Below are 25,951 nucleotides of genomic sequence, written 5' to 3' on the forward strand. Positions count from 1 at the left end.
CCAACGGCCCCCTCTCCCTTCAGGGAGAGGGGGCTTGTCCGTGCTGAGAAAAGGAATGGTTTCAGCTGGAAATCTGCGGTGTTGCCGGCTAACGCCAGAACATCCAGCCCTGCCCAACGGTCCCCTCTCCCTTCAGGAAGAGGGTTAGGGAGAGGGCGCTCTTGAGAGTGCGCATCGATGCTACCCGGTAGAACTCCATTCGCGAGCAAGAACTAGGCGTCCCCCTCGCTCCTGCAAGAAGCCCACACACCCTCACTCCTTCTTCCCCGCATAGCAAACCGGCGAACTCCCCTCCCCCACCCTTTCCATCTCGTCCTCGAGGAACTCCGCCAGCACCAGCGCGTTGTTGTGCTCGGTGTCCTTCGCCGCGTAGAGCAGCGTCAGGTCGCCCTTGCCGGCGATGCCCAGCAGCTTCCACCAGTGCTCCGGGTGCGCCGCCAGCTCGGCGTGGTAGGCGCGGCGGAATTCGTCGAACAGGCTGGGATCGTGGTGGAAGCGCTGGCGCAGTTCGTTGGACGGCGCCACCGCCTTGAGCCATTCGTCCAGGTGCAATTCCTCCTTGCTGATGCCCCGCGGCCAGAGCCGGTCCACCAGTACCCGGTAGCCGTCTTCCGCGGCCGGGGCCTCGTAGGCCCGCTTGTAACGAATCATCGGATGCCTCCTTTTGCGACAGTCCCTACCACTGTAGCCCTTGAGCGGGTGCCCCCGGCTCGGTAACGTGGGCGCATTTTTCCGGGAGCCCTACCTCATGCGTCCAGCCCGCCTCTTCCTTTATGCCCTGCTACCCCTGTTCGCCGCCTGCCAGGTGTGGAAGCCCGAGCCCACCCGCCAGGATGCGCCGACGCGGGTCCAGGGCGAGATCACCCACCAGGACGGCGGCCTGGTGCTGCGGCCGTGCAACGAGCAGCGCCAGTTCAACCTGGTGGACGGCCCCGACAGCGCCGTGGCCCGCGAGTCCCGCGACCTGTTCGCCGATGGCGCCGGCAAGCTGTTCATCGATGCGCGCGGCGCCTACTCCGGCGGCCAGGCCAGCAACACCGACGGCAAGTTCGAGGTGCGCTCGCTGTACCGCCTGCAGAACGAGGGCCATGGCTGCGACGACCCCAACTTCCGCCAGACCATCGTCCAGGCCGGCGGCAACGAGCCGGGCTGGAGCGTGATGGTCAACGCCCAGGGCCTGCTGCTGCAGCGCCCGGGCCAGGCGGACCAGGTGCTGCCCTACGTGGTGGAAAGCGTGCCCGGCGGCAGCAGCAGCTACTCCACCGAGGCCAACGGCGAGAAACTCGAGCTGTGGGTAGCCCCGGCACGCTGCGTCAACGACATGAGCGGCGCGGTGAGCAGCCTCACCGCCGAGCTGCGCCTGGACGACAAGGTCATGCGCGGCTGCGCCTACCCCGGCGCCGCCTACCAGGAGTAGGCCGGCCCGTCACAACCCCAGCGTCGGCAGCGCCTCGGGCAGTGCGCTGCCCTGCTCCACGCAGGCGCGCACCGCGTCGATCAGCGGCTCCAGCTGGAAGCCCTGCTGGATCAGCCACAGCGGGTCGTAGTAGCTGGTGGCATAGCGTTCGCCGCCGTCGCAGAGGATCGCCACCACCGAGCCGGATTCGCCGCGCGCGATCATGCCCTGCGCCGCCAGCAGCGCGCCCACCAGGTTGGTCCCGCTGGAGCCGCCGACGCGCCGCCCCAGGCGCTGCGCCAGGTAATGCATGGCCGCCAGCGACCAGGCATCGGGCACCTTGACCATGGCGTCGAGCACCGCCGGCAGGAAAGAAGCCTCCACCCGCGGCCGGCCGATGCCCTCGATGCGCGAGCCGCAGTCCAGGGTCAGGCTGCGGTCGCCGGTGCGGTAGGCGTCGAAGAACACCGAGCGCTCGGCGTCGGCGCAGAGCACGCGGGTCTGGTGCCGGCGGTAGCGGGCGAAGCGCCCGAGGGTGGCCAGGGTGCCGCCGGTGCCGGGGCTGGAGACCAGCCAGGCCGGCTCGGGGAAGCGCTCGTGGCGCAGCTGCTGGAAGATCGATTCGGCGATGTTGTTGTTCGCCCGCCAGTCGGTGGCGCGCTCGGCGTAGGTGAACTGGTCCATGAAGTGGCCGCCGCTCTCGCGGGCCAGGCGCTCGGATTCGGCGTAGATCTGCGTGGGGTCGTCCACCAGGTGGCTGCGGCCGCCGTAGAAGGCGATCTGGGCGATCTTCTCCTTCGAGGTGCTGGCCGGCACCACGGCGATGAAGGGCAGCCCTAGCAGGCGCGCGAAATAGGCTTCGGAAATCGCCGTGGAGCCGCTGGAGGCCTCGATCACCGGCGCCCCCGGCTTCAGCCAGCCGTTGCACAGCGCATAGAGGAACAGCGAGCGCGCCAGGCGGTGCTTGAGGCTGCCGGTGGGGTGGCTGGACTCGTCCTTGAAGTACAGGTCGACACCGGGCAGGCCCGGCGCCTCCAGGGGGATCAGGTGGGTGTCGGCGCTGCGCTGGAAGTCCGCCTCGATGATGCGGATGGCTTCGCGGGTCCAGTCGCGGATGTCGATGGACATGGGGCGTTTCCTCGTTCGGTCAGTCGAGCACCCCGGCGGGCGCGGGCGTGGCGCTGCGCCACTGGCTGAGGGCGACGCCGGCGAACACCAGGGCGGTGGCCAGCAGTTGCTGGCCGTTTAGGCGCTCGCCCAGCAGCAGCCAGGCGAACACCAGGGTGAACACCGGGATCAGGTTGATGAAGCCGGTGGCCTGGCTCGCCGGCAGCCGGCTGACGCCGAAGTTGTACAGGCCGTAGGCGCCGACGGTGACCACGCTGCCCAGGTACACCAGGGCGAACAGCCCCTGGCCGCTGGGCGCCGGCGGCAGGCCCGAGCCGACGGCCGCCAGCGGCAGGAAGAAGACCGAGCCGATGAAGGCCTGCATGGCGGTCAGGATGAACGGCGAGTAGCGCGCCGACAGGTGCTTGAGCAGCAGCGTGTAGCCGGTGGCGCAGACCATCGCCAGCAGCTCGAAGAAGTTGCCCAGCAGCGGCTGCGGCGCGTGCTGGTCGGGCTCGCCGGCGAGGGTCAGCCAGAGCGCGCCGAGCACCGCCAGGGCGAAGCCGGCCCAGGTGTTGCGCGCCACCCGCTCGTGCAGCAGGAGGAAGGCGCCGACCGCCACCAGCAACGGCAGCAGCGCGGTGATCATCCCGGCCTGGGCGGCGCTGGTGTACTGCAGGGCGAAAGATTCGCAGACGAAGTACAGGCACGGCTCGCACACCGCCAGGCCCACCAGGTACTTCCAGTCGCCGCGCCGGTACTCCATGCGCCCGCGCCAACGCCAGGCGGCGAGGAAGATCAGGCTGCCGATGGCCATGCGGGCGAAGATCACCCACATCGCCGGCCATTCGGCGAAGGCCAGCTTCAGGGCGATGAAGGAACTGCCCCACAGCGCCATGGCCAGGACCAGGCATGCCAGGGCGAAGGGCCGGGACTGCTGCACGGGACGCTCCGAGAAATGAATCCCCGCAGTATAGAAGCGCGCCGCGGGTGGCCGACAGGCACAGCGCCGGGGGAAAACTGTAATGGCCCCGCCAAGGCTCTTCGTAGGGCGCATAACGCCTACGGCGTTATCCGCCGTTGCCCTCGGCCTCGGTGCTCGGGCCAACGGCGGATAACCGCGAACGGCTATTCGCCCTACGCGTTCACCTGCCCCGTTCCCAGCGACGGATGATCGCGGATAAATCCGCTCCCCCCCCCCAAGGAGTGGTCCTACTCCCAAGGCTCCCCGCGGGTACGCGGCGTGCGCGGCAGGCGCGCCTGCATGGCGGCCTTGGCCAGCAGGTGGGCGCTGACCGGCGCGGTGATGAACAGGAACAGGGTGATCAGCACCTCGTGCAGGCTCACGCCGCTGCCGCTGCTGAAGTACAGCAGCGAGCCCAGCGCCACGCCGCCCACGCCGAGGGTCGAGGCCTTGGTCGGCGCGTGCAGGCGCGTGTAGAAGTCCGGCAGGCGGTACAGGCCCACGGCGCCGAGCAGGGCGAACAGGCTGCCGCCCAGCAGCAGCGCGCTGACGAGGATTTCCACGAACAGGTTCATTCGATGATGTCTCCGCGCAGCAGGAACTTGCACAGCGCCACGGTGCTGACGAAGCCCATCACCGCGATCAGCAGCGCCGCCTCGAAGTACAGGCCGCTGCCGCGCCAGATGCCGAACAGCAGGATCAGCGCGATGGCCTCCACCGACAGGGTGTCCAGCGCCAGGATGCGGTCGGCCGCGCTCGGCCCGCGCACCAGGCGCGCCACCGTCAGCAGCAGGGCCAGGGCGATCAGCGCCAGGCACAGCGGGATCACGTAGGCGAGCATTCGAACACCTCCTTCAGCGGCGCCTCGTAGCGCGCCTTGATGTCCGCCACCAGGGCCTGCGCGTCGGGCACGTCGAGGCCGTGCACCAGCAGGCTGCGGCGGTCGGCGCTGAGGTCGGCGGAGACCGTGCCGGGGGTCAGGGTGATGACACTGGCGAGGATGGCGATGGGCAGGTCCTCGCGCAGCTCCAGCGGCACCTCGACGAAGCCCGGGCGCAGGTCGCGAGTCGGCCCGAGTACCAGGCGCGCCACCTGCAGGTTGGCCATGACGATGTCGTACAGCACCAGGCCGATGAAACGCAGCAGCAGGCCCGGGCGCTGGATGCGCAGCGGCGCCAGCAGCATGTCGCGGCACAGCAGCGGCAACGCCAGGCCGAGCACGGCGCCGAGCAGCCAGTGGCCGAAGGAGAAGTCGTCGACCAGCAGCACCCAGCCCAGCAGCAGGCACAGGCTGAGCAGCGGGTGCGGCAGCAGGCGGCGGATCATGCGCCACCTCCGGCCAGGATCGCCCGGCGGTAGAGGTCGACGTCCAGCAACTGTTCCGCCGTGGCCTGCAGGTAGGCCTGCAGCGGCTTGGCGAACAGCACCAGGAGCACCGCCGAGGCCAGCAGCGCCACCGCCGCCAGCAGGCGCAGCGGGTCACGCTCGGCGCTGCCGAGGACGGTGCGCCCGGTATTCCAGAACAGCGTGCTGCCGGCGCGGCTGAGGGCCACGGTGACCAGCAGGCCGCTGCTCAGAACGATGGCCCACAGCGCCAGGGCCTCGCCGCCGCTGGCCGAACGCAGGATCAGCAGCTTGGCGAAGAAGCCGGAGAACGGCGGCAGGCCGGCCACCGCGATGGCGCCGACGAAGAACAATGTGCCCAGCAGCTGCGGCTGCAGCAGCGCCGGGCCCTGCACCAGCAGGCCGGCCTTGTCGCCGCGCTGGCGGGCGATCAGGTCGGCGAGCAGGAACAGCCCGCCCACCACCCAGGTGCTGTGCAGCAGGTAGAACAGCAGCGCCGCCAGGGACTGCGCCGAGCCCAGCGCCAGCACCGCCAGCTGGGTGCCGGCGGACACCACCACCAGGTAGGCCAGCAGGCCCTGCAGGCGGGTGGCCGCCAGCGCCCCGAAGGTGCCGGCCAGGATGCCCGCCAGGGCCAGCGGCCACAGCCAGGCCTGGGCCAGGTTGGCCAGCTCGCCGGCGTGGTCGCCGAAGATCAGCGTGTACACCCGCAGGATGGAGTAGATGCCCACCTTGGTCATGATCGAGAACAGCGCCGCCACCGGCGCACTGGCCTCGGCGTAGGCGCGCGGCAGCCAGAAGTACAGCGGCAGCAGCGCCGCCTTGAGGCCGAACACCACCAGCAACAGCAGCGCCGCGGCGCGCACCAGGGGCGCATCGGCCATACCCAGCTGGGCCACGCGGCCAGCCATGTCGGCCATGTTCAGGGTGCCGGTCACGCCGTAGAGCACGCCCACGGCGATCAGGAAGAACGCCGAGCCCACCAGGTTGAGCACCACGTAGTGCACCCCGGCGCGCACCCGCCCTGCCCCGCCGCCGTGCAGCAGCAGCGCGTAGGAGGCGATCAGCAGGATCTCGAAGAACACGAAGAGGTTGAACAGGTCGCCGGTGAGGAAGGCGCCGTTGAGGCCCAGCAACTGGAACTGGAACAGCGCGTGGAAGTGCTTGCCGCGGCGGTCGTCGCCGCGCAGCGCATACAGCAGCGCGAAGCTGGCCAGCAGCGCATTGGCCAGCAGCATCAGCGCGCTCAGGCGGTCGAGCACCAGGATGATGCCGAACGGCGGCTGCCAGTTGCCCAGGGCGTAGAACTGCACCTGGCCACCGGCGGCCTGTTGCAGCAGCAGCACGCTCAGCGGCAACAGCGCCAGGGTGGCCAGCAGCGAAAGCCCCCGCGCGGCGCGCGAGGCGTGCCCGACGAGCAGCAGCAGGCAGCCGGCGAACAGCGGCAGCAGGACCGGGGCGATCAGCAGATGGTTCATTCGCCCTCCTCCCGCGCCTTGCCGTCGACGTGGTCGTCACCGGTCTCGGCCAGCCCGCGCAGGGCCAGGACGATGACGAAGGAGGTCATGGCGAAGCCGATGACGATGGCGGTCAGCACCAGCGCCTGCGGGATCGGGTCGCCGGGATGGGCCACCTGGCCCAGCACCGCCGGCTCGCCGGCCAGGCGGCCCATGGCGAAGAGGAACAGGTTCACCGCGTAGGAGATCAGGGTCAGGCCCAGCACCACCGGGAAGGTGCGCGCGCGCAGCAGCAGGTACACGCCACTGGCGGTGAGCAGGCCGAGGGTGATGGCGAACAGCGCTTCCATCAGCGGGCCTCCTTGGCCGGCGCCGGCTCAGGCGGCGCGTTCAGCTCGCCGAGGCCGGCGAGGATCAACAGGGTCGCGCCCACCACCGTGAGGTAGACGCCCAGGTCGAAGAGCATGGCCGTGGCCAGCTCGAACTCGCCCACCAGCGGCAGTTGGAAGTGGCCGAAGGACGAGGTCAGGAACGGATAGCCGAAGGCCCAGCTGCCCAGGCCGGTGAGGCCGGCGACGAACACCCCCAGCCCCGCCCCGCGTGAATAGCTCAGCGGCAGGCGGGTATGCACCCAGCGGCTGCCGCAGGCGATGTACTGGAGGATCAGCGCCACCGCGGTGACCAGCCCGGCGATGAAGCCGCCGCCCGGCAGGTTGTGCCCGCGCAGGAAGATGAACACCGCCACCAGCAGCGCCAGCGGCAGCAGCAGCCGGGCCAGGGTGGCGAGAATCGGCGGGTGGGCGTCGGCCGACCAGGCCAGGCCCTCGGCGTCGCGCGCGCGGCGCGGCAGGCACAGGCCGTCGAGCAGGGCGAAGATGCCCACCGCGGCGATGGCCAGCACGCTGATCTCGCCCAGGGTGTCGAAGCCGCGGAAGTCGACCAGGATGACGTTCACCACGTTGTGCCCGCCGCCCCCGGAAACGCTGTGCTGCAGGTAGTAGCCGGCGATGCTGTCGTAGGGCCGGCTGAACACCGCGTAGGCCAGCAGCGCCACCATCACCCCGCAGGCGACGGCCACCAGGAAGTCGCGCAGGCCGCGCAGGCTGCTGCTTTCCTTCGGCGTGCGCTGCGGCAGGTAGTAGAGCGCGAGCATCAGCAACACCATGGTCACCACTTCCACCGCCAGTTGCGTCAGCGCCAGGTCCGGCGCGGCGAAGCGGGCGAAGGCCAGGGCCACCAGCAGCCCGGCGATGCTCAACACCACCAGCGCCACCAGGCGCTGGCGGTGGAAGACCGCGGTCAGCGGCCCGGCCAGGGCCAGCAGCGCCAGGCACAGCGCGGTGACCGGGTCGACCTCGACGAAGGCGCGGCTTCCGGCCAGCGCGGGCAGGCCCGCCAGGCCGGTGCAGACCACCACCAGCGCGGCCAGCAGCAGCCAGAGCACGTAGCGTTGCAGCGAGCCGTTCTCCAGCAGGGCGGTGAGGCCGCTGGCGAAGCCCGCCAGCCGTTGCACCTGCGCCTCGAACACCTCCTTGGCGTCCACCGCCGGCAGGCCGGCGAACCAGGCGAACAGCGGCCGGCGCTGCAGGTACAGGGCGATGCCGCCGACCAGGGCGATCAGGCTCATCGCCAGCGGCGCGTTGAAACCGTGCCAGATCGCCAGGCTGTAGGCCGGCAGCGCGCCGTTCAGGCTCGCCGAGGCGGCCGCCGCCAGCAGCGGCGCCACCGTCCAGGCCGGGGCCATGCCGACCAGCAGGCACAGGCCCACCAGTATCTCCACCGGCACCTTCATGTAGCGCGGCGGCTCGTGGGGCGTCTTCGGCAGGTCGACCGGCTCGCCGTTGAAGAACACGTCGTGGATGAAGCGCACCGAGTAGCTCACCGAGAACAGCGTGGCGACGGTGGCCAGGGTCGGGATCAGCCAGTTGAAGGCGCCGGCCATGTTCTGCGAGAGGGTCTCGCCGAAGAACATCTCCTTGCTGAGGAAGCCGTTGAGCAGCGGCACCCCGGCCATGGATGCCGAGGCCACCATGGCCAGCACCGCGGTGTGCGGCATGTACTTCCACAGCCCGTTGATGCGGCGCATGTCGCGGCTGCCGGTCTCGTGGTCGATGATCCCCGCGGCCATGAACAGCGAGGCCTTGAAGGTGGCGTGGTTGATGATGTGGAAGATCGCCGCGACGTTGGCCATGGGCGAGTCCAGGCCGAACAGCAGGGTGATCAGGCCCAGGTGGCTGATGGTCGAGTAGGCCAGCAGGCCCTTGAGGTCGTTCTGGAACAGCGCCAGGAAGGCGCCCAGCAGCAGCGTCGCCAGGCCCGTCAGGCCGACCAGGTAGAACCACAGGTCGTTGCCGGCCAGCGCAGGGTACAGGCGCGCCAGCAGGAACACGCCGGCCTTCACCATGGTCGCCGAGTGCAGGTAGGCCGACACCGGCGTGGGCGCCGCCATGGCGTGGGGCAGCCAGAAATGGAAGGGGAACTGCGCCGACTTGGTGAACACGCCCAGCAGCACCAGCACCAGGATCAGCGGGAACAGCGCGCTGGCCTGCAGCACCCCGCGCGCGGCGAGCACGTCGCTCAGCTCGAAGCTGCCCACCACCTGGCCGATCAGCAGAATGCCGGCGAGCAGCGCAAGGCCGCCGCCACCGGTGACCGCCAGGGCCATGCGCGCGCCGCGGCGGGCGTCCGAGCGGTGGTTCCAGAAGCCGATCAGAAGGAACGACGACAGGCTGGTGAGTTCCCAGAACACCAGCATCAGCAGCAGGTTCTCGCTGAGCACCACGCCGAGCATGGCGCCCATGAACAGCAGCAGGAAACCGTAGAAGCGCCCGGTGGGCTCACGCTCGGAGAGGTAGTAGCGGGCGTAGAGGATCACCAGCAGGCCGATGCCGAGGATCAGCAGGGCGAACAGGAAGCCCAGGCCGTCCAGGCGCAGGCTGAGGTTCAGGCCCAGTTCCGGCAGCCAGTCGTAGCGCGCCAGCAGCCGTTCGCCGCCGAGCACGCCGCGCTGGGCGAACAGCAGCCCCAGGCCCAGCAACGGGGCGACGGCCGCCGCCGCGGCGCAGGCATTGCGGCCCAGGCGTTCGAACAGGACCGGCAGGCAACAGCCCAGGAAAGGCAGCGCGATCAACAGCGCCAGCATCATGACCTTCTCCTTAATCTTTCAGACACGGCTGACTTACCAGGAAAGCCGTGGAGCCGAGCGATTATCCATATCTATCGAACGCGCGTCTTGGATAGAACTATTACGAAAGGCTGGGAACGAGAAAAAGCGCTGTCCGGAAACGATAGCGCGCGACACCGGAAACCGGGGTCGCGCGCCAGGAGCCGTTGCCGCCCGGATGGGCGGAGCGATCAGTGGGAAACGCGGCTGGTGCCGTTGACGGTCAGGATGCGCACGCGCTCGCCGACGCGGAAGATGGCGCCCTGGTCGACTTCCTGCACGTAGGCGCGGGAACTGCCGTCGTCTTCACGCACGGTGATCTCCACGCCCTGGGTGCGGGTCAGGCCTTCCTCGGTGGCCGCGCCCAGCAGGCCGCCGGCCACGGCACCGATGATGGCGGTCACGTAGCTGCCCTTGCCGCCACCGATGGCGCTGCCGCCGATACCGCCCACGGCAGCACCCGCCGCGGCGCCGATCGGCGTCTTGGTGCCCTCGATCTTCACCGGGCGCAGGGCTTCGATGGTGCCCCAGCGTACGTTCTGCACGGTGCGGGCCTCGTCACGGCTGTAGGTATCGCCGGTCAGGCTGGACTGGCAGCCGCCGAGGGCCAGGGCCACTGCAGTGAAACCGGCGAGCAGGAAGGCGGATTTACGCATACGGAAACCTCCGAATAGATATGTGAATATTAGACTCTGCCGCGCCCCTTGCTGTCACGCCGGCCAAATCAAAGTTTTCGTTCGATTCAGCCACCGTACAGCTTCTTCCTACAGCTGCGGCAAAAGCGCACGTTCATCCCCGATTCCGCTTGGGGTAAGGTCAGCGTCCCCGCGAGGAAGGCCCCATGGACTACTTCATCATCGTCGTCACCACCGCCGCCGGCCTGTACTTCCACTGGTGGCTGTTCGTGCGCATCCGCCGCTGGATGGACCGCGACCTGGCGCTGTCGCTGGCCGGCGACGATCCGCAAAAGCGCGAATACCTGCTGCACTGCCTGCAACTGGCCCGTGACGAAGGCGTGTCGCGCAGCGACCTGCCGGCGTGGCTGCAGCGCGCCGCCGACGACTACCGCGCCGGCTGAGCCAGGCTCCACAGGCGCGCCAGCTCCTCGGCGCGCGCCTCCAGTTCCTCCGCGGCGCCCGCCATGGCCTCGGCCAGGCTGACGGGCCCCGGCACCAAACTGAAGGCCGCGGCGATGCCGGCCTCGTGCAAGCGCCCGTAACCCGGCCCCAGGCTGCCGGCCAGGGCGATCAGCGGGACGCCCGCGGCATGCGCCGCCCGGGCCACGCCGATCGGCGTCTTGCCATGCAGGCTCTGCTCGTCCAGGCGGCCTTCGCCGGTGATCGCGAGGTCGGCGCCATGCAGTGCCTCTGCCAGACCGGAAACCTCGGCCACCAGTTCCACACCGGGACGGAAGCGCGCCTTGAGGAAGGCCCGCGCGGCGAAGCCCAGGCCTCCCGCCGCGCCGACGCCGGGGAACAGGCTGTGATCCTGGCCCAGGGTGCGGGCGGTGACTTCGGCATAGCGCGCCAACGCGGCGTCGAGCTGGCGGACCTGCTCGGGGCTGGCGCCCTTCTGCGGGCCGAACACCGCCGAGGCGCCGTGCTCGCCGCACAGCGGGTTGTTCACGTCGGCGGCGACTTCCACCTCGACCTCGGCCAGGCGCGGGTCGAGGCCCGCCAGGTCGATCTCATGCAGTTCGGCCAGGGCCGCGCCGCCGTCGCCCAGGGGCTCGCCGCTTGTGGCGAGGAAACGCGCGCCCAGGGCCTGCAGCAGGCCCATGCCGCCATCGTTGGTGGCGCTGCCGCCGAGCCCGAGGATGACCTTGCGCGCCCCGGCATCCAGCGCCGCGCGGATCAGTTCGCCGGTGCCGTAGCTGGTGGTGCGCGTCGCATCGCGCTGCGCCGGCGCCACCCAGTGCAGGCCACTGGCGGCGGCCATCTCGATCACCGCGGTGCCCTCCTCCAGCCAACCCCAGTGGGCCCGCACCGGCGCCCCCAGCGGCCCGCGCACCTCGCACTCGCGGCGTTCGCCGCCGGTGGCCGCCAACACTGCGTCCACGGTGCCCTCGCCGCCGTCGGCCATGGGCCGCAGCAGGATCTCGTCGAGCGGCCGCGCCCGCGACCAGCCTCGGGCGATGGCGGCAGCGACCTCGGGGGCGGACAGGCTTTCCTTGAAGGAGTCGGGGGCGATGACGAGTTTCATGGGCGGGTCCGGTGTCGGTATGTAGGGGGCATCCTACAACGCCGTGCAGCGGAGGAAACGATTGGCGTAGGGCGGATAACCGTTCGCGGTTATCCGCCGCTTGACCTTGGCCGTATCCCACTCGGACTCATGCCGGGAACCGGGGCGGGATGGGATGGGTGTAACGGCGTACAACCGCGAACGGTTGTACGCCCTACGCCTGTAGGAGCAACTGTCTTGCAGGCTGCGCCGGAGCGCTCTTCGTAGGAGCAACTGTCTATTGGGCTTGGGTGTAGCGCGCCGCTCCGAGTGCTCGGATGTCTCTCGTTTCGCCCCCTCGGGCGAGTCACTTCTTTCAAACGCCAAAGAAGTAACCAAGAAGGCTTGCCCCGACATACGGGCCCGATGGAGCCGGGCTACCCTCGCGAACTCCCCCGCCACGGAGGCCCGCCCCGAGGGTACGTCCCTGTAGCCCATCGGGGCTCTCGCGACATCCATGTCGCATGACCTCCTGAGCGCCGGTTTCGCTCGGCCTTCTGAAGGGGCGTTCCGGTGCGCGCGGAGGTTTCTCTGGAAATCCCAAACGCCAGAGCAAGAGCCGCTTTTGCTTTTCGTAGGAGCGAGCTTGCTCGCGAACCCTGGCTCCCCGTGTTCGCGATAGTTCGTAGGGCGCATAACGCCTACGGCGTTATCCGCCAAATCGCGGACAGAGTCCGCTCCTACGGAGAGCCCGTGCTTCACGGCAAATTGTAGGAGGGCGCGGAGCTTTGTACGAGCCGGCGTAGGATGGCGTTGAGCGAAGCGATACCCGTCACCGTGACCGCATGGGTTTCGCAAGTTCAACCCATCCTACGAAAAGTGCCGTGCGGAGATCAGGGCGCCAGGCGCTCGCGTTGCCAGGCGCCATCCACCAGGCGGTAGTTCAGGCGGTCGTGCAGGCGGCTCGGGCGGCCCTGCCAGAACTCGAGGCGCTGCGGCAGCAGGCGGTAGCCGCCCCAGTGGTCCGGGCAGTGCGGGGCGACGTCCATGAAGCGCTTCTCGGTCTCCGCCAGCATCCGCTCCAGTTCCTCGCGGCCGCTGATCACCCGGCTTTGCGGCGAGGCCCAGGCGCCCAGGCGGCTGCCCAGCGGGCGCACCCGGTAGTAGGCGTCGGACTCTTCCACCGAGACCTTCTCCACGCGGCCCTCGATACGCACCTGGCGCTCCAGCGCCGGCCAGAAGAAGGTCATGGCCGCGCGCGGGTTGGCCGCGAGCTGCTCGCCCTTGGCGCTGTCGTAGTTGCTGAAGAAGGTGAAGCCGCGGTCGTCCAGCCCCTTGAGCAGGAGCACGCGGCAATGCGGCTGGCCGTCGGCGTCCACCGTGGCCAGGGTCATGGCGTTGGGTTCGACCGGCAACTGCTCGGTCTTCACCGCGTCCTCGAACCATTGCTGGAACAGGACGAAGGGCTCTGCGGGCGCCTGGGTCTCGCAGAGTCCGTCCCGGGTGTATTCGCGGCGCATGTCGGCCAGGGTCTGGGCCATCGTCGTCTCCTCAGGAAAGCCAGTGCCATAGCTTAACCAGTGGAAAGCGGGATTGCTTGACCGGCGACAAGCGCCGCGTGGCTTCAGTTGCTTTGGGCCAGGGCCAGCAGGCCGCCGCGGGGGGTCAGCATGACTTCGACGCGGCGGTTCTTGGCGCGGCCGGCCTTGGTCTTCTCGTCGGCGATGGGCTGTGCGTCGCCGACGCCCTTGTAGCGCAGGCGGTCGTTGCCCAGGCCGCTGAGGCGGAAGATCGCGGCGATGGCCACGGCGCGCTGCTGGCTGACCTTGTCGTTGGTCGCCTTGTCGCCGCTGCTGTCGCTGTGGCCGAGGATGAACACGCCGGCCTGCTGGTCCTTCTCGACCACCTTGGCGACATTGGCCAGCGGCGCCAGGGTGATCGGCAGCAGCAGTTCCGGGCGCTTGGGATTGAAGGAGCCGTCCACCGGCGCGGTCAGCACCAGGGCGTTGTCGCGGCGTTCGACGCTGAACTTGCTGCCGGCCACGGCGGCACGCACCGAGGCTTCGTACTGGTCCAGCCAGGCCTTGGTGTCCTGGGCGCTGGGCGCGGCAACCGGGTTTTCCGCCTTGGCCTGGGCCGAGGCGGAATCGCCGAAGGGCCACCACCAGTGGCCGCCGGCCGACTTGTCGGTGGCCGCATCCACCTGGGCCACCACCGGACGGGGCGCCTCGGCGGGGGCCTTGGCCTCGGCCCGGGCGCTGGCCGCGGAATCGCCGAACGGCCACCACCAGTGGCTGCCGCCCTCGGCCTTGGCCTGGCTGGGCGCCGGCGCGGCGGCGTCCTGGGACTGGAAGTGGCTGCAGGCGCCCAGGGCGACGCAGAGGGACAGGGTGAAAAGCTTGAGCAGTCTCATGGGCGGACTTCCATTGGACGGTCTTGGGGCAACAGGGGCGGACACAAGTTAATGTCGCGAATCAGGATTCGAACATAACTTACTAAGGGAAATAGGTATTTTGCTCTTCAACTGACGAGCGGTGAAACCCCGGCCCTATCAGCGGGGGGAAAACCGCGGCCAACGCCGGCGGTATTTCCCCATGAAGTCGCCATTCGAGCGGAGCCGCGGCGGAAGGTTCCGCCGCTTCGTCGGCCAGGCGCCGCAGGGTGCCTGGCCTGCGGCTTTCACAGGCAGTCGCCGGCGATGCGCGCCAGTTTCTGCGCGCGCGGGTCCATCAGCACGTAGGGGCCGAGGGTGTTGGTGACGAAGCCGAAGGCCAGGCCGCGCTCGGGGTCGGCGAAGCCCACCGAGCCACCGGCGCCGGGGTGGCCGAAGGCCTGCGGGCCGAGGCCGTAGGTGGCGTTGGCCAGTTCCGGCTGGTCGAGCATGCAGCCCAGGCCGAAGCGGGTGCTGGTGAGCAGGGTGCGGTCCTCGCCGCGGGCGTGCTCGCAGGTCAGCTCGGCGAGCAGCGCGGCATCCAGCAGCTTGCCCTGCAGCAGGCCGTCGTAGAAGCCGGCCAGGGCGCGGGCATTGCCGTGGCCGTTGGCCGCCGGCTGCTGCATGCGCCGCCACTCGGGCTTGTTGGTGCTGGTGAGGATCGACGGCGGGTTGGTGAAGGCGCGGGTGCTCAGGGCGGTCGGCTCGCTCATCAGGGTGCGCAGCAGGCGCTGCGCCGCGGCGTCGCCGAGGTTGCCCTTGGCCCGGGCGATGTGCGCCACGCGGGGGAACTCGGCGTCGTCCAGGCCGATGTGGAAGTCCAGCCCCAGGGGCCTGGCGGTGCGCTCGACGATGGCGGTGCCGGGCTCGCGGCCATCCACCCGGCGGATCACCTCGCCGATCAGCCAGCCGTAGGTGATGGGCGCGTAGCCATGCTCGCTGCCCGGCGCCCACCAGGGTGTATCGGCGGCCAGCGCGGCGGTCATCGCCTGCCAGTCGTACAGCGCCTCGGCGGGCAGCATCTCGTGCAGCGCCGGCAGCCCGGCGCGATGGCAGAGCAACTGGCGCACGGTGATGGCCTGCTTGCCGGCGGCGGCGAACTCCGGCCAGTAGCGCGCCACCGGGGCGTCCAGCTCCAGGCGGCCCTCGCCCACCAGTTGCAGGGCGGCCACGGCGGCGAAGGTCTTGGTGCAGGAGAACAGGTTGAGAAGGGTGTCGGCCTGCCAGGCCTGGCCCTCGTCCTTGCCGGCGTTGCCGGCCCAGAGGTCCACCAGGGTCTCGCCGCCGACCTGGATGCACAGCGCGGCGCCCCGCTCCTGCGGGTCCTCGAAGAGCGCGGCGAAGGCGTCGGCTACGGGGGTGAAGCGGCTGTCGCAATGGCCTTGCAGGGACATGGGGCACTCCAGGCTGGGGACGAAAGGCGCATTCTTCCAGCACCCCGCCGGCTTGTGAACCCGACCAGGGTAGGGCCGCGGCCATCATGGCCGCGGCGAATGCCGTTCTATTGCACCGCCGGCGCCTGCTGCGCGGCGCTGGCGGTGGCGTCCGGATCGACCCGCGGGGTGGGCGCCTCGGGCGCTGCCTTGGCGGCGGCGCGGGCCTCTTCCAGCATGGCCTTCATCACCTGCTGGTTGCCCTTGCGCACCGCGTCGATGAAGCCGGCGAACGGCAGGTCGGTGATGCCGACCAGGCCGATGTGGCCGTTCTCGCCGTCGAGCAGGCGGCCGCTGGCGGGCTGGTCGAGGTACTGGAACCAGTGCGCGCCGACGATCTGCGGGTCCTTCACCGCGGCGGCGAGGAACTGCTGGTAGCGCTCGCCGCGCTGCTGTTCGTTGTACACCTCGGAAACCCCGCCCCAGAACGGGCCGCGGTCGCGCGAGCCGAAGTGGAACTCGCTGATCAGCACCGGCTTGTCGAGGCTGCGCACGTAGGCGGCGTCGTAGCCCTGCTGTGGCGTCGGCGCGTAGAGGTTGAAGCTCAGCAGGTCGCAGTACTGCGCGCAGGAAGCCAGGGCCTCCGGGGTGTTCACCGAGAAGCGCCCGCCCAGCAGCAGGTGGTTGGGGTCGTGCCAGCTCAGGGAGTCGCGCAGGGTCCTGAAGTACTGGTCGGCGTACAGGCGCAGGAAGGCGCTGTAGTCCTGCTCGATGGCCGGGTGTTCCGCCTGCACCGCGGGGGCCTGGTAGCCCGGCGCGTCCAGGTCTTCCCAGGCGCCCAGCTCGACGCCCCAGGCTTCGGCCAGGGCCTCGTGCTCGTGGTACTTGTCCTTGAGCTGCTTGATGAAGGCGCGCTTGGCCGGGCTGTCGGTGGACAGCGCCAGCGCGCCGAAGGCCAGGGCGTAGTGGTTGCGCGGGTCGCTGCCCTGCCCGGCCCAGGCCAGCTCGTTGTCGGCGTAGTAGCCGAGCAGCCAGGGGTCTTCGCGGTGGTCGCGGGTGGCGATGGCGATGGCGCGCTCGGCGGCCATGGCGAACTTCGGGTCGAAGGGGTCGGGCATGGCGCCCCACCAGTCGTAGCCGGTGCTGACGGTAGCGTAGTCGCCGCCGATGGCCAGCGGCAGGCTGTAGGGGATGCGCGAGGCGCCGGCGAAGGCCGGCTGGCTCCAGTTGCCCAGGCCGTTGAAGCCCCAGGCGTCGAGGCGCGCCAGGGTGCGCTCCAGCCAGGCGTCGGCGGCCTGCTGGCCGCTCAGCCCGGCGGTGGCGCGGTAGCGGTTGGCAGCGTAGAAGTCGTACCAGCGGCCGTGGCCGAAGGCCCTGCCCTGCTGGGCGCCAACGCCGTCGCGGTCGTCGCTCTGGCCGTAGAAGTCGGCCAGCGGTTCACCCTCGGCGGGCAGCTCGGTGAACATGTACTCGCGGCCCTCGACGTAGGTCTGGCTGCTTTCGCTGTTCACCGTGTTCACGCCCAGGGACCAGTACGGGTGCCCGTCCGGCGTCACCAGCCACCAGCGGCCGTTGCGCTTCTCCGTGCGGAAGAAGCCGGTGGCCTGGAAGTCCGGGCCCTCCAGCAGGCCGCCGAAGGTGTCGCTGGGCTGCGCCTGGGCCTGCCATTTCTTCAGTTGCTCGCCTTCGGCCTTCCAGGCGTTGGCCAGCTGCTCGACGCTCTTCACCTTCTCCGGCCAGTCGCTGCGGGTGGACTGGCCGTAGGCGTCGATGATGCCGGTGTAGGCCCGGCGCAGCTCGTCGCCGCCGGAACGGGTGCCGAAGCGGCCGACGAGGATGTCCTGGGCCGCCTTCGGGCCGCTCAGGTAGATGCGCACCGCGCCGACCTTGTTGCGCTGCAGCTCGCCGGTGACCACCGGGGCGACGATGACGCGCTGGCCATCCAGGGTCATCGGCATCGGCACCCCGGCGCGCATGCCGAACAGTTGCGGCGCGGTGGCCTGCAGCGGCACCAGCAGTGTCTGCGCCGGGCCTGCGGGCAGCGCGACGCTGGCATGCAGGCCGGGCGTGCCGTCGAGGTTGTCGATGTCGATCTCCAGGGTCAGCGCCCAGCCCATGGCGCTCTGGATGCGCAGGCTCATGGCGTCGGCCCGGGACCAGTCCCAGCTGCCGCTGGCGGGCTTGAGGGTGAGCGTGGGGCGGGCCGCCGGGTGGAACTTCACCCGCCGCAGGACCTCGCCCTCGGGCGTGGCCTCGGCGGTGGCGCTGGGCAGGTCGGCGTCCTGCAAACCGACGTTGACCACGGCCATCGGCTTGACGAAGTTGAACAGGGTGTCGTCGCTGGGCGCGGCCCACAGCGGGGCGCTGGCGAGGCTCAGGCTGAACAGCAGGGGCAGATGCCAACGGAGTGAACGCATGCAACCTTGTCCTTGGGGCGGCGCCGGGCGCCGCCGGGGTTTGCGAGCGGGGACGGCGCGCCGCCCCCCTGTACCGGGTGCCGCGCCCTACGCGATCTCGCGGCGGAACGGCGGCAGGGCGTTGAGGATGGCCTTGCCGTAGCGCTGCGTCACCACCCGACGGTCCAGCAGGGTGATGGTGCCGCGGTCCTGCTCGGTGCGCAGCAGGCGCCCGCAGGCCTGCACCAGGCGCAGCGAGGCGTCGGGCACGGCGATCTCCATGAAGGGGTTGCCGCCGCGCGCCTCGATCCACTCCGACAGCGCCGCCTCCACCGGGTCGTCCGGCACCGCGAAGGGGATCTTGGCGATCACCACGTGCTCGCAGTAGGCCCCCGGCAGGTCGACGCCCTCGGCGAAGCTGGCCAGGCCGAAGAGCACGCTGGGCTCGCCGTCGTCCACGCGGGCCTTGTGCTTGTTGAGGGTCTCCTGCTTGGACAGGTTGCCCTGGATGAGCACGCGCTTGCGCCAGTCGCGCTCCAGGCCGTCGAAGACTTCCTGCATCTGCTTGCGCGAGGCGAACAGCACCAGGGTGCCGCGCGCGCCCTCGACCATGGCCGGCAGCTCGCGGACGATGGCCGCGGTGTGGGCGGCGGCGTCGCGCGGGTCGGCCTTCAGGTCCGGCACCCGCAGCACGCCGGCCTCGGCATGGTGGAAGGGGCTGGGCACCACGGCGGTGACCGCCGCGCGCGGCAGGCCGGCGCGCATGCGGTAGCGGTCGAAGGTGCCCAGGGCGGTCAGGGTGGCGGAGGTCACCAGCACGCCGTAGGCGACGTTCCACAGGTTGCGGCGCAGGGTCTCGGCGGCGAGGATCGGGCTGGCGTTGGCCTCGATGTCGTAGAAGGTGCCACTCTCGGCCAGGGTCAGCCAGCGCGCCATGGGCGGGCTGTCTTCAGGGTCCTCGCAGGTGAAGGCGGTCCACAGTTCCCAGTTGCCCTGGGCGCGGGACAGCAGGCTGCCGAACAGCGGGTACCACTCCTCGGCCTGGTAGCTGGCGACGCCGGCGGTGCCCTCGCCGTCCATGGCCTGCTTGAGCAGTTCGGTGAGGCGGGTGAAGAGGTCGGTGAGCTTGGCGAAGCCCTTCTTCAGCTCGATGCCCATCTCGCGGATGTGCTCGGGGACCACCCCGCCCTCGAAGCGGTGGCGCGGCCGTTCGCGGCCCTCCATGTCCTCGCCGGCGCGGAAGTCGCCGATCTCCTCGCAGGCGGTGAACATGAACTGCTGGTGGGTGCGTAGCTCGCGGGCCAGCTCCGGCACCTGCTCGATCAGCCGGCCGAGGTCGCCGGGCAGCGGGTTCTGCGCCAGCAGCTTGGTGAGGTTCTTCTCCACCTGCCCCAGCCAGTCGGCGGTGGCGCGCAGGCGGGTGAAGTGGGCGAAGTGGCCGATGGCCTTGTCCGGCAGGTGGTGGCCTTCGTCGAAGACGTAGAGGGTTTCCCGCGGGTCGGGCAGGATGGCGCCGCCACCCAGGGCCAGGTCGGCCAGCACCAGATCGTGGTTGGTGACGATGACGTCGACCTTGGTCATGCCCTCGCGCGCCTTGTAGAAGGCGCACTGCTGGAAGTTCGGGCAGTGGCGGTTGGTGCACTGGCTGTGGTCGGTGGTCAACTGTGCCCAGTGGGCGTCCTCGATGGCTTCCGGCCAGGAGTCGCGGTCGCCGTCCCAGCGGTTGCCGGCCAGGCGCTCGATCATCTGGTTGAACAGCTTGGTGCCGCTCTCGTCGACGTCGATGCGAAAGCCCTCTTCCTCGAACAGCTGGGCGGTGGCGTTCTGCGCCTGGCCCTCCTGCAGCAGGTGGTCGAGCTTGGACAGACACAGGTAGCGGCCGCGGCCCTTGGCCAGGGCGAAGCTGAAGGCCAGGCCGCTGTTGCGCAGCAGGTCGGGCAGGTCCTTGTGGACGATCTGCTCCTGCAGCGCCACGGTGGCGGTGGCGACCACCAGGCGCTTGCCGGCGGCCTTGGCGCAGGCGATGGCGGCCAGGCTGTAGGCCACGGTCTTGCCGGTGCCGGTGCCGGCTTCCACGGCGACCACCGCGGCCTCGCCGGTGCGGTGGCCTTCCTCGTCGGCCTGGATGGTGCCCAGGACCTTGGCCACTTCGGCGATCATCAGGCGCTGGCCATAGCGCGGCTTGAGTTCCTTGGCTTCCAGGAAGCGCGTGTAGGCGCCCTGGATGGTGGCCTTGAGTTCGTTGCTGAGCATGGAGTTCCCGGGCATCGGAACACATTCCGATGCTGGATAAATTTTCAGTGGTTCGATTGGGCCGCTATCATAGCGCGCTTATTTCCAACCGCCAGCGGAGATCGCCGAATGACCGCCTTTGCCCCCGTCTACGCCCTGCACGTCCTGGCCGCCCTGGTCTGGGTCGGAGGCATGTTCTTCGCCTGGGTGATCCTGCGCCCGGCGGCCGTCGCCGCGCTGGATGCGCCGGCGCGGCTGAAGCTGTGGAGCGAGGTGTTCCGGCGCTTCTTCGCGTGGGTCTGGGTGGCGGTGCTGGTGCTGCCGGTAACCGGTATCGGCATGTTGCAGCTGAGCTTCAACGGCGTGGCCGGCGCGCCGCGCTACGTGCAGGTAATGATGGGGCTGTACGTGGCCATGCTGGCGCTGTTCCTGCGGGTGCAGGCGCTGCAGTTGCCGGAGCTGCGCCGCGCCATCGAGGCGGCCGACTGGCCCGCCGGCGGCGCGGTGCTGGGGCGCATCCGCCGCACCGTGGGCAGCAACCTGCTGCTGGGCCTGGCGCTGGTGGCGATAGTCGCCGCGCGCCCGCACTGGTAGGTACTGGCGCGGGCCGGGCCCGCGCCGGCCGGGTTCAGAAGCGCACCACGTCCAGGCGGCCCTGGGCACCACCGGGGCCGGCCTTGCCGGCCCCGCCGTCGTGGCCGGCCTTGCCGCCGTCCACCGAGTACAGCAAGCAACCCTTCTCGCCGCTGCGCGCGCCGGCCTTGCCCGGCTTGCCCGGGGCACCGCCGGCGCCGCCTTCCAGGCGCACCTTCACCTGTTCCACGGGGAATTGCTGGGGCACCTCCAGGCGCACCACGCCGCCGGCGCCGCCGGTCTGGCCATCACCGGCATCCTGGCCGTCGCCGCCCTGCTGCGCGCCACCCCACAGGCAGCCGCCGCTGCGCGCGCTGGCGCCGTCGAGGCCGTCGTAGCCCGGCGCACCGACGCCGCCCCGTACGTCGACCATCAGGTTCTCCACCTGCACGTCCTGCAGGCGCAGGGTCAGGGTGCGCCCCGGGCTGGCCGGGCGGTGGAAGCTGCCGGAAGCGCCCTGGGCGGCGATCACGCTGCCGTCGGCCAGGGTGCCGTGGACGACCTCGATACGCAGCGGCTGCTCGCCGGGGAACACACCCAGTCGGGCATTCTTCTGCAGGTCGAGTTCGTCGATGTGCAGCACCTTCACCCGCGACGGGATCAGCAGCGCGCCGCCCTCCGCCACGCGGACGCGCTCCAGGCTCAGGGACTCACCCTTCACCGGCAGGCGCAGCACGGTATTGGCCTCCACCTGCACGGAAGCCGCGCTGGCGGCCTCGATCGGCGCCAGCAGCATCAGGCCCAGCAGCAGCTTACGCATGGCTGCCCTCCTTGGCCTGGGCCGGCAGCGAGAGGAAATGGAAGACGCCGAACAGCAGGACCTGGATGCGGTCCAGCCAGGGGTGCGCCCGCCCCTTCAGGCGCGCGCCGAGCGCCAGCAGTTCGACAATGTGGATCAGCAGGACGAGGCCCCCGGCGACCTGCAGCAGGGTCGCGAACGGATGGGCGAAGGAATGCAGCAGATTGGCCAGAACCGCCAGCCAGAACAACAGGGCAACGACCTTGCCCAGCCCTACGAAAGCCTTCATGAAGATGCTCCCCCGATTTCTTGTGCCGGCACCATACCCCGGAGGCGGGTGACGATGCCATAGCCTGCCGCGCAAACACGAAGGGGGCCCAACGGCCCCCTTCGCTTCAACGCACGCCGGATGTCACTGGCGCTTGATCAGGATCTCCACGCGACGGTTTTCCGCGCGGCCTTCCTTGGTCTTGTTGTCGGCGACCGGTTTGCTTTCGCCGTAACCTTCCACCGACTTGATGCTGCTGGCGGATACACCGGCATCGACCAGGTAGTCGGCCACCGCGTGGGCGCGGCGTTCGGACAGTTTCTGGTTGTAGGCGTCGGTGCCGACGCTGTCGGTGTGGCCGGAGATGTCCAGCGTGGTGGTGGAAGCCTCGCCTTTCAGGCGGGTGGCGATGGTGTCGAGCTTGTCCTTGTCACGGTTGTCGATCTTCGACGAGTCGAAGGCGAAGTGCAGGTCCCTGACCACGATGGTCTCTTCCTTCGGCAACGGAGCCGGTTCGGGAGCCGGTGCGGGCGGCGGCGCTTCGACCACCTTCTCGCCTTCGCCATGAACCCAGCAGTAGGACGCGCCGAGCACGCCACCGATCAGCGCGCCCCAGCCCGCCCAGGCACTGCTCTCGATGGAGCCCAGGCCAGCGCCCCCTACACCGCCGACCAAAGCGCAGGTCGGCCAGTCGGACTTCTGCAACCCTGCGCAACCGGTGAGCAGCGTGCTTACCAGCAGCAGGGGTAAAGCGGTCCTTTTGATGCTCATATATCAGTCTCTCCTGTGAGATGGGTCTGAACCGACAATTACCGAGTAAAGACGGCGATGCACGAATACGCCAGCACTAGGCCATGAAGGGGTTCACAGGCTAGTCTCTGCGCATTCCGAACGAGAGTTTGCGCACACCGATGATTTCCGATCGCACGCCCCAGCAGGCGCTGGCCGCCCTGCTCGACCGCTACGCCCCGCAACGCCTGCTGCTGGTAGGCGCCCAAGGCATCCCCGCCGTGGAAGCCTTCCGCCAGGCCCACCCCGACTGCCAGGTGCACGGCGCCGCCGCGGGCGCCCTGCCGGCGGAACTGGCGGCGCAGCGCTACGACCTGGCGCTGCTGGCCGACTGCCTGGAACACCTGGAGCGCCGCGCGGCGCTGCAACTGGTCGGCGGCATCCGCAACCTCAACAGCAGCCGCGTCGCCGTGCTGGTCGACCTGGCCGAGGCCGGCGTCGCCGAGATCGACTTCTATGCCCTGGGCATGCAGGCCAGCGAACGCTTCCAGCGCGACGATCAGACACTCACGCTGTTCACCTATGATCTGCGTGAATACAAGCAGGTCCCGGATTGGCTGAACGCCAAGTTCTGGGCCAACCCGGAAAACTTCGGCAAGTACTGGTGGTGACCATGACCGAGCCCAGCTGCCCCTGCGGAAGCGGCCTGCCCCTGGCGGACTGCTGCGGCCGCCTGCACGCCGGCCAGCCGGCGGCCACCGCCGAGGCGCTGATGCGCTCGCGCTACAGCGCCTACGCCCTGGGCCTGGTGGACTACCTGCGCGACACCACGCTGCCGGCCCAGCAGGCCGGCCTGGACCTGGACGCCATCCGTGCCTGGAGCCTGGGCAGCACCTGGCTGGGCCTGGAGGTGGAAGGCCACGAGGTGCTCGGCGGCACGCCGGAGCATGCGCGGGTGACCTTCACCGCGCGCTGGCACGACGCCAACGGCGAGCACAGCCACCGCGAGTGCTCTGGCTTCGTCCAGCGCGACGGGCGCTGGTACTTCCTCGACCCGACGGTGCCGCTCAAGCTCGGGCGCAACGATCCCTGCCCGTGCGGTGCCGGCGGCAAGCTGAAGAAATGCTGCGGGCCGTGGATCGGCTGAAGGGAGCGTAGGGCGTACGATCGCGAACGGTTGTACGCCCTACCAACGAGCGACACGGCGTGCACCCATTGGGTGCATGTTCCCCTTCGGCTAGAATGCGCGCTTTTTCGCGGGCCCCGCCATGCTGCTGACCGTTCTCTACATCATCGCCATCACCGCCGAGGCCATGACCGGCGCGCTTTCCGCCGGGCGCCGCAGCATGGACCTGTTCGGCGTGGTGCTGGTGGCCTGCGTCACTGCGCTGGGCGGCGGCTCGATGCGCGACATGCTGCTGGGGCACTACCCGCTGACCTGGGTGCGCCACCCGGAGTACCTGGTACTCACCGCCGGTGCTGCACTGGTCACGGTGTTCATCGCACCGCTGATGCGCCACCTGCGCTCGCTGTTCCTGGTGCTCGACGCCATTGGCCTGGTGGCCTTCACCCTGATCGGCTGCCAGGTCGGCCTGGAAGTGGGCCACAGCCTGCTGATCGCCGCGGTCAGCGGGGTGATCACCGGAGTGTTCGGCGGCATCCTGCGCGACATCTTCTGCAACGACGTGCCGCTGATCTTCCGCCGCGAGCTGTACGCCAGCGTGTCCTTCGCCAGCGCCTGGTGCTACCTGATCTGCATCCAGCTGGAGCTGCCCAACGAGCAGGCCATGCTGATCACCCTGTTCGCCGGCTTCCTGTTCCGCCTGCTGGCGATCCGTTTCCACTGGGAAATGCCCAAGTTCGTCTACAAGGACGATCCCCAGCAGAACGGCTGAGCGCGCTCAGTCGGCCAGCTTCAGGTGGCTGGTGTCGGGCGCGGGCGCGGCGGGGTCCGGCTTGGCCTGGCCCATGTCGCTGCCCACCGGGGCCAGGCTGAACTGGCTGAGGTCGACCTGCGGCGCTCGCGGCTCGGCCCTGTCGTCCTGCAGGTCCGCGCCCACGGGGGCCAGGCCGAAGTCCGGTGCGTCCACCTCGGCGAAAGCCGCCATGTATTCGTCGCGCGGGGCCACCTTCAGGCGCCCCGGGGTGGCCGCGGCCGGTGCTGCTGCGGGCTCGGCCGGCGGCGGAGCCAGCTCGATCTCCTCCACCGCGGGGGCCATGTCCACCACCTCGACCTGCGCGCCGGCCCGTTCCAGAGCGCCGCGGTACTTGTCGGCAGCGGCCGCGTCGAGGTTATTCTTCAGCACCAGGCGGCGGCCGGAAAACAGCAGGGCGATGCGTTGCGCATCGGCCTGGAACAGCTTGGCCAGGTTGGCCTTCACCGCTTCCGGATCGGCGCCTGGAAGCGTCTGACCGGAAAAGACGATTTCGTAACGGCTCATCCATCACACTCCTGTGTTTGCCCGTCTGCCGAGGGCCGGCCCAGTATGGGACAACTTCTTTTAACGTAACAACAACTTGCGGCCAAGCAGCCGCTTGGTACACTGGGGCGTCTTGGGGGACTGACATGAATTATCAGGCGCAAACGATAAGAATTATCAGCCTAGTCTGGGTTTTCGCGCTTCTCTCCGGCTGCAGCTGGATGACCGGCAGCTTCGAAAGCCCCGACGTGAAGCTGATGAAAGTGGACGTGGTGAAGGCCCGCCTGCTCGAGCAACAATTCACACTGCACTTCCGTATCGACAATCCGAACGACTTCAGCCTGCCGGTGCGCGGCCTGGCCTACAAGGTCAAGCTCAACGACGTCGACCTGGCCGAAGGCGAGTCCAGCCTGTGGTTCACCGTGCCCGCCAACGGCCGGCAGAACTTCGAGGTGCCGGTGAACACCAACCTCTGGCGGCACATGAAGTACATCGTCAAGCTGCTGGAAACCCCCGACAAGCCGATCAAGTACCGCCTCGAAGGCGAGGTGAAGACCGGCCTGCTGTTCGGCCGCACCGTGCATATCGCGCGCAATGGCGAGATAATCCCCGGCGATTTCATCCCGGAGTGAGGCACCCATGAGCCAGGAACCCCATGTGCATGGTCCCGACTGCAACCACGACCATGATCATGACCATCACCACCACGTGCACGGCCCGCACTGCAACCACAGCCACGAGCCGGTGCGCAACCCGCTGAAGGACGTTGGCCGCAACGATCCCTGCCCCTGCGGCAGCGGCGCCAAGTTCAAGAAGTGCCACGGCGCCTGAGGCGCTGACCCCGCCTGGCGCGGGTGGGCTAGGCGAGAACGCCGTTTCTTCCGTGAGGGGGGAACGGCGTTTTCGTACCCGGCTGGAACAAAAGCCCCTGTAGGAGCGAGCTTGCTCGCGAACCTTGCCCTCTCGCTCCTCCCTTGACCTTGTCACTCCCGCGAACGCGGGCCCCAAAAAAGATGTCAGGTTTGGGTGTAGCGCGCCGCTCCGAGTGCGTTGATGTCTCTCGTTTCGCCCCCTCGGGCGAGTCCCTTTTGTCAAACGGTGGAAGGCCACCCCCGCAAAAAGGAACCAAAAAGGCTTGC

At 69.4% G+C, this 25,951-nt stretch carries 28 protein-coding genes; 8 read left to right on the top strand and 20 right to left on the bottom strand.

All coding sequences use genetic code 11. The features are described from left to right. Positions 1-252 precede the first annotated feature (252 nt). A complete protein-coding gene (locus VV867_RS25515) occupies positions 253-651 on the bottom strand; it encodes a DUF488 domain-containing protein (protein ID WP_328567904.1) in 399 nt (132 codons plus the stop codon). Between the two features lie 97 nt (positions 652-748). On the opposite strand from VV867_RS25515, the gene VV867_RS25520 reads away from it, so the two are divergent. Further along, entirely contained in the window at positions 749-1,417 is a 669-nt protein-coding gene (locus tag VV867_RS25520) for a COG3650 family protein (RefSeq protein ID WP_328567905.1), read from the top strand. Positions 1,418-1,426: 9 nt separating this feature from the next. On the opposite strand, the gene VV867_RS25525 is transcribed toward VV867_RS25520, so the two are convergent. The 9 genes from VV867_RS25525 to VV867_RS25565 form a co-directional block, all read right to left on the bottom strand. Beyond that, positions 1,427-2,524: a PLP-dependent cysteine synthase family protein gene (locus VV867_RS25525; RefSeq protein ID WP_328567906.1), complete on the bottom strand. Its 1,098-nt coding sequence runs from the start codon at positions 2,522-2,524 to the stop codon at positions 1,427-1,429. A gap of 19 nt (positions 2,525-2,543) precedes the next feature. Further along, positions 2,544-3,446 (bottom strand): DMT family transporter, encoded by a 903-nt coding sequence (locus VV867_RS25530; protein WP_109936511.1) that lies wholly within the window; start codon positions 3,444-3,446, stop codon positions 2,544-2,546. A 269-nt stretch (positions 3,447-3,715) separates the two neighbouring features. Continuing rightward, on the bottom strand, positions 3,716-4,042 hold the full coding sequence (locus VV867_RS25535) for a Na+/H+ antiporter subunit G (protein ID WP_328567907.1): 327 nt from the start codon (positions 4,040-4,042) through the stop codon (positions 3,716-3,718). Continuing rightward, positions 4,039-4,308, bottom strand: a complete 270-nt coding sequence (locus VV867_RS25540) for a K+/H+ antiporter subunit F (RefSeq protein WP_089394387.1) — start codon at positions 4,306-4,308, stop codon at positions 4,039-4,041. The genes VV867_RS25535 and VV867_RS25540 overlap by 4 nt, the downstream gene beginning before the upstream one ends. Further along, the gene (locus tag VV867_RS25545; protein ID WP_109936509.1) at positions 4,293-4,793 is read right to left on the bottom strand and encodes a Na+/H+ antiporter subunit E; all 501 of its coding nucleotides are present in this window, start codon (positions 4,791-4,793) and stop codon (positions 4,293-4,295) included. Before VV867_RS25545 ends, VV867_RS25540 begins: the two co-directional genes overlap by 16 nt. Then, on the bottom strand, positions 4,790-6,289 hold the full coding sequence (locus VV867_RS25550; RefSeq protein ID WP_109936508.1) for a monovalent cation/H+ antiporter subunit D: 1,500 nt from the start codon (positions 6,287-6,289) through the stop codon (positions 4,790-4,792). The genes VV867_RS25545 and VV867_RS25550 overlap by 4 nt, the downstream gene beginning before the upstream one ends. Then, positions 6,286-6,618: a Na+/H+ antiporter subunit C gene (locus VV867_RS25555; RefSeq protein ID WP_328567908.1), complete on the bottom strand. Its 333-nt coding sequence runs from the start codon at positions 6,616-6,618 to the stop codon at positions 6,286-6,288. The genes VV867_RS25550 and VV867_RS25555 overlap by 4 nt, the downstream gene beginning before the upstream one ends. Then, positions 6,618-9,413: a monovalent cation/H+ antiporter subunit A gene (locus VV867_RS25560; RefSeq protein ID WP_328567909.1), complete on the bottom strand. Its 2,796-nt coding sequence runs from the start codon at positions 9,411-9,413 to the stop codon at positions 6,618-6,620. Before VV867_RS25560 ends, VV867_RS25555 begins: the two co-directional genes overlap by 1 nt. Positions 9,414-9,622: 209 nt before the next feature. Beyond that, entirely contained in the window at positions 9,623-10,087 is a 465-nt protein-coding gene (locus VV867_RS25565) for a glycine zipper 2TM domain-containing protein (protein ID WP_009620666.1), read from the bottom strand. Between the two features lie 185 nt (positions 10,088-10,272). On the opposite strand from VV867_RS25565, the gene VV867_RS25570 reads away from it, so the two are divergent. After that, complete coding sequence (locus VV867_RS25570) at positions 10,273-10,509, top strand: hypothetical protein (RefSeq protein WP_089394382.1); 237 nt, start codon at positions 10,273-10,275, stop codon at positions 10,507-10,509. Here VV867_RS25570 and VV867_RS25575 read toward each other — a convergent pair. The 6 genes from VV867_RS25575 to dinG form a co-directional block, all read right to left on the bottom strand. Continuing rightward, on the bottom strand, positions 10,494-11,633 hold the full coding sequence (locus VV867_RS25575) for a glycerate kinase (protein WP_109936505.1): 1,140 nt from the start codon (positions 11,631-11,633) through the stop codon (positions 10,494-10,496). The two genes, VV867_RS25570 and VV867_RS25575, sit on opposite strands and share 16 nt — an antisense overlap. Before the next feature lie 851 nt (positions 11,634-12,484). Next, entirely contained in the window at positions 12,485-13,132 is a 648-nt protein-coding gene (gene pdxH / locus VV867_RS25580; RefSeq protein ID WP_089394379.1) for a pyridoxamine 5'-phosphate oxidase, read from the bottom strand. 83 nt (positions 13,133-13,215) lie between these two features. After that, positions 13,216-14,004 (bottom strand): OmpA family protein, encoded by a 789-nt coding sequence (locus tag VV867_RS25585; protein ID WP_328567910.1) that lies wholly within the window; start codon positions 14,002-14,004, stop codon positions 13,216-13,218. A 266-nt stretch (positions 14,005-14,270) separates the two neighbouring features. Further along, positions 14,271-15,416 carry a serine hydrolase domain-containing protein gene (locus VV867_RS25590; RefSeq protein ID WP_328567911.1) on the bottom strand — a complete coding sequence of 382 codons (1,146 nt, stop codon included), beginning with the start codon at positions 15,414-15,416 and terminating at the stop codon, positions 14,271-14,273. Between the two features lie 107 nt (positions 15,417-15,523). Next, positions 15,524-17,812, bottom strand: a complete 2,289-nt coding sequence (locus tag VV867_RS25595; protein WP_328567912.1) for a beta-galactosidase — start codon at positions 17,810-17,812, stop codon at positions 15,524-15,526. 87 nt (positions 17,813-17,899) lie between these two features. Then, positions 17,900-20,044, bottom strand: a complete 2,145-nt coding sequence (gene dinG, locus VV867_RS25600; protein ID WP_109936502.1) for an ATP-dependent DNA helicase DinG — start codon at positions 20,042-20,044, stop codon at positions 17,900-17,902. A 108-nt stretch (positions 20,045-20,152) separates the two neighbouring features. On the opposite strand from dinG, the gene VV867_RS25605 reads away from it, so the two are divergent. Continuing rightward, entirely contained in the window at positions 20,153-20,617 is a 465-nt protein-coding gene (locus VV867_RS25605) for a CopD family protein (protein ID WP_275627401.1), read from the top strand. Positions 20,618-20,651: 34 nt separating this feature from the next. Here VV867_RS25605 and VV867_RS25610 read toward each other — a convergent pair whose 3' ends face one another. The 3 genes from VV867_RS25610 to VV867_RS25620 form a co-directional block, all read right to left on the bottom strand. Beyond that, a complete protein-coding gene (locus tag VV867_RS25610) occupies positions 20,652-21,416 on the bottom strand; it encodes a hypothetical protein (RefSeq protein WP_109936501.1) in 765 nt (254 codons plus the stop codon). Then, positions 21,409-21,684 (bottom strand): DUF1145 domain-containing protein, encoded by a 276-nt coding sequence (locus VV867_RS25615; protein WP_109936500.1) that lies wholly within the window; start codon positions 21,682-21,684, stop codon positions 21,409-21,411. Before VV867_RS25615 ends, VV867_RS25610 begins: the two co-directional genes overlap by 8 nt. Positions 21,685-21,807: 123 nt before the next feature. Continuing rightward, positions 21,808-22,434, bottom strand: coding sequence for an OmpA family protein (locus VV867_RS25620; protein ID WP_089394371.1), 627 nt, complete (start codon positions 22,432-22,434; stop codon positions 21,808-21,810). 140 nt (positions 22,435-22,574) lie between these two features. Between VV867_RS25620 and VV867_RS25625 the strand changes: the two genes are divergently transcribed. From VV867_RS25625 to VV867_RS25635, 3 genes are all read left to right on the top strand, one after another. Continuing rightward, positions 22,575-23,063 carry a DUF6231 family protein gene (locus tag VV867_RS25625; RefSeq protein WP_275627403.1) on the top strand — a complete coding sequence of 163 codons (489 nt, stop codon included), beginning with the start codon at positions 22,575-22,577 and terminating at the stop codon, positions 23,061-23,063. A 2-nt stretch (positions 23,064-23,065) separates the two neighbouring features. Then, positions 23,066-23,539, top strand: coding sequence for a YchJ family protein (locus tag VV867_RS25630; RefSeq protein ID WP_109936498.1), 474 nt, complete (start codon positions 23,066-23,068; stop codon positions 23,537-23,539). A 121-nt stretch (positions 23,540-23,660) separates the two neighbouring features. Continuing rightward, positions 23,661-24,287, top strand: a complete 627-nt coding sequence (locus tag VV867_RS25635) for a trimeric intracellular cation channel family protein (protein ID WP_109936497.1) — start codon at positions 23,661-23,663, stop codon at positions 24,285-24,287. Positions 24,288-24,293: 6 nt separating this feature from the next. On the opposite strand, the gene VV867_RS25640 is transcribed toward VV867_RS25635, so the two are convergent. Then, the gene (locus VV867_RS25640) at positions 24,294-24,833 is read right to left on the bottom strand and encodes a hypothetical protein (protein ID WP_109936496.1); all 540 of its coding nucleotides are present in this window, start codon (positions 24,831-24,833) and stop codon (positions 24,294-24,296) included. Positions 24,834-24,958: 125 nt separating this feature from the next. Between VV867_RS25640 and VV867_RS25645 the strand changes: the two genes are divergently transcribed. Both VV867_RS25645 and VV867_RS25650 read left to right on the top strand, forming a co-directional pair. Beyond that, the gene (locus VV867_RS25645) at positions 24,959-25,444 is read left to right on the top strand and encodes an LEA type 2 family protein (RefSeq protein ID WP_109936495.1); all 486 of its coding nucleotides are present in this window, start codon (positions 24,959-24,961) and stop codon (positions 25,442-25,444) included. A 7-nt stretch (positions 25,445-25,451) separates the two neighbouring features. Then, positions 25,452-25,643 (top strand): SEC-C metal-binding domain-containing protein, encoded by a 192-nt coding sequence (locus tag VV867_RS25650; RefSeq protein ID WP_009620699.1) that lies wholly within the window; start codon positions 25,452-25,454, stop codon positions 25,641-25,643. Positions 25,644-25,951: the final 308 nt, after the last annotated feature.

The sequence above is a fragment of the Pseudomonas sp. JH-2 genome, assembly GCF_036231725.1.
GTDB lineage: Bacteria > Pseudomonadota > Gammaproteobacteria > Pseudomonadales > Pseudomonadaceae > Pseudomonas > Pseudomonas delhiensis.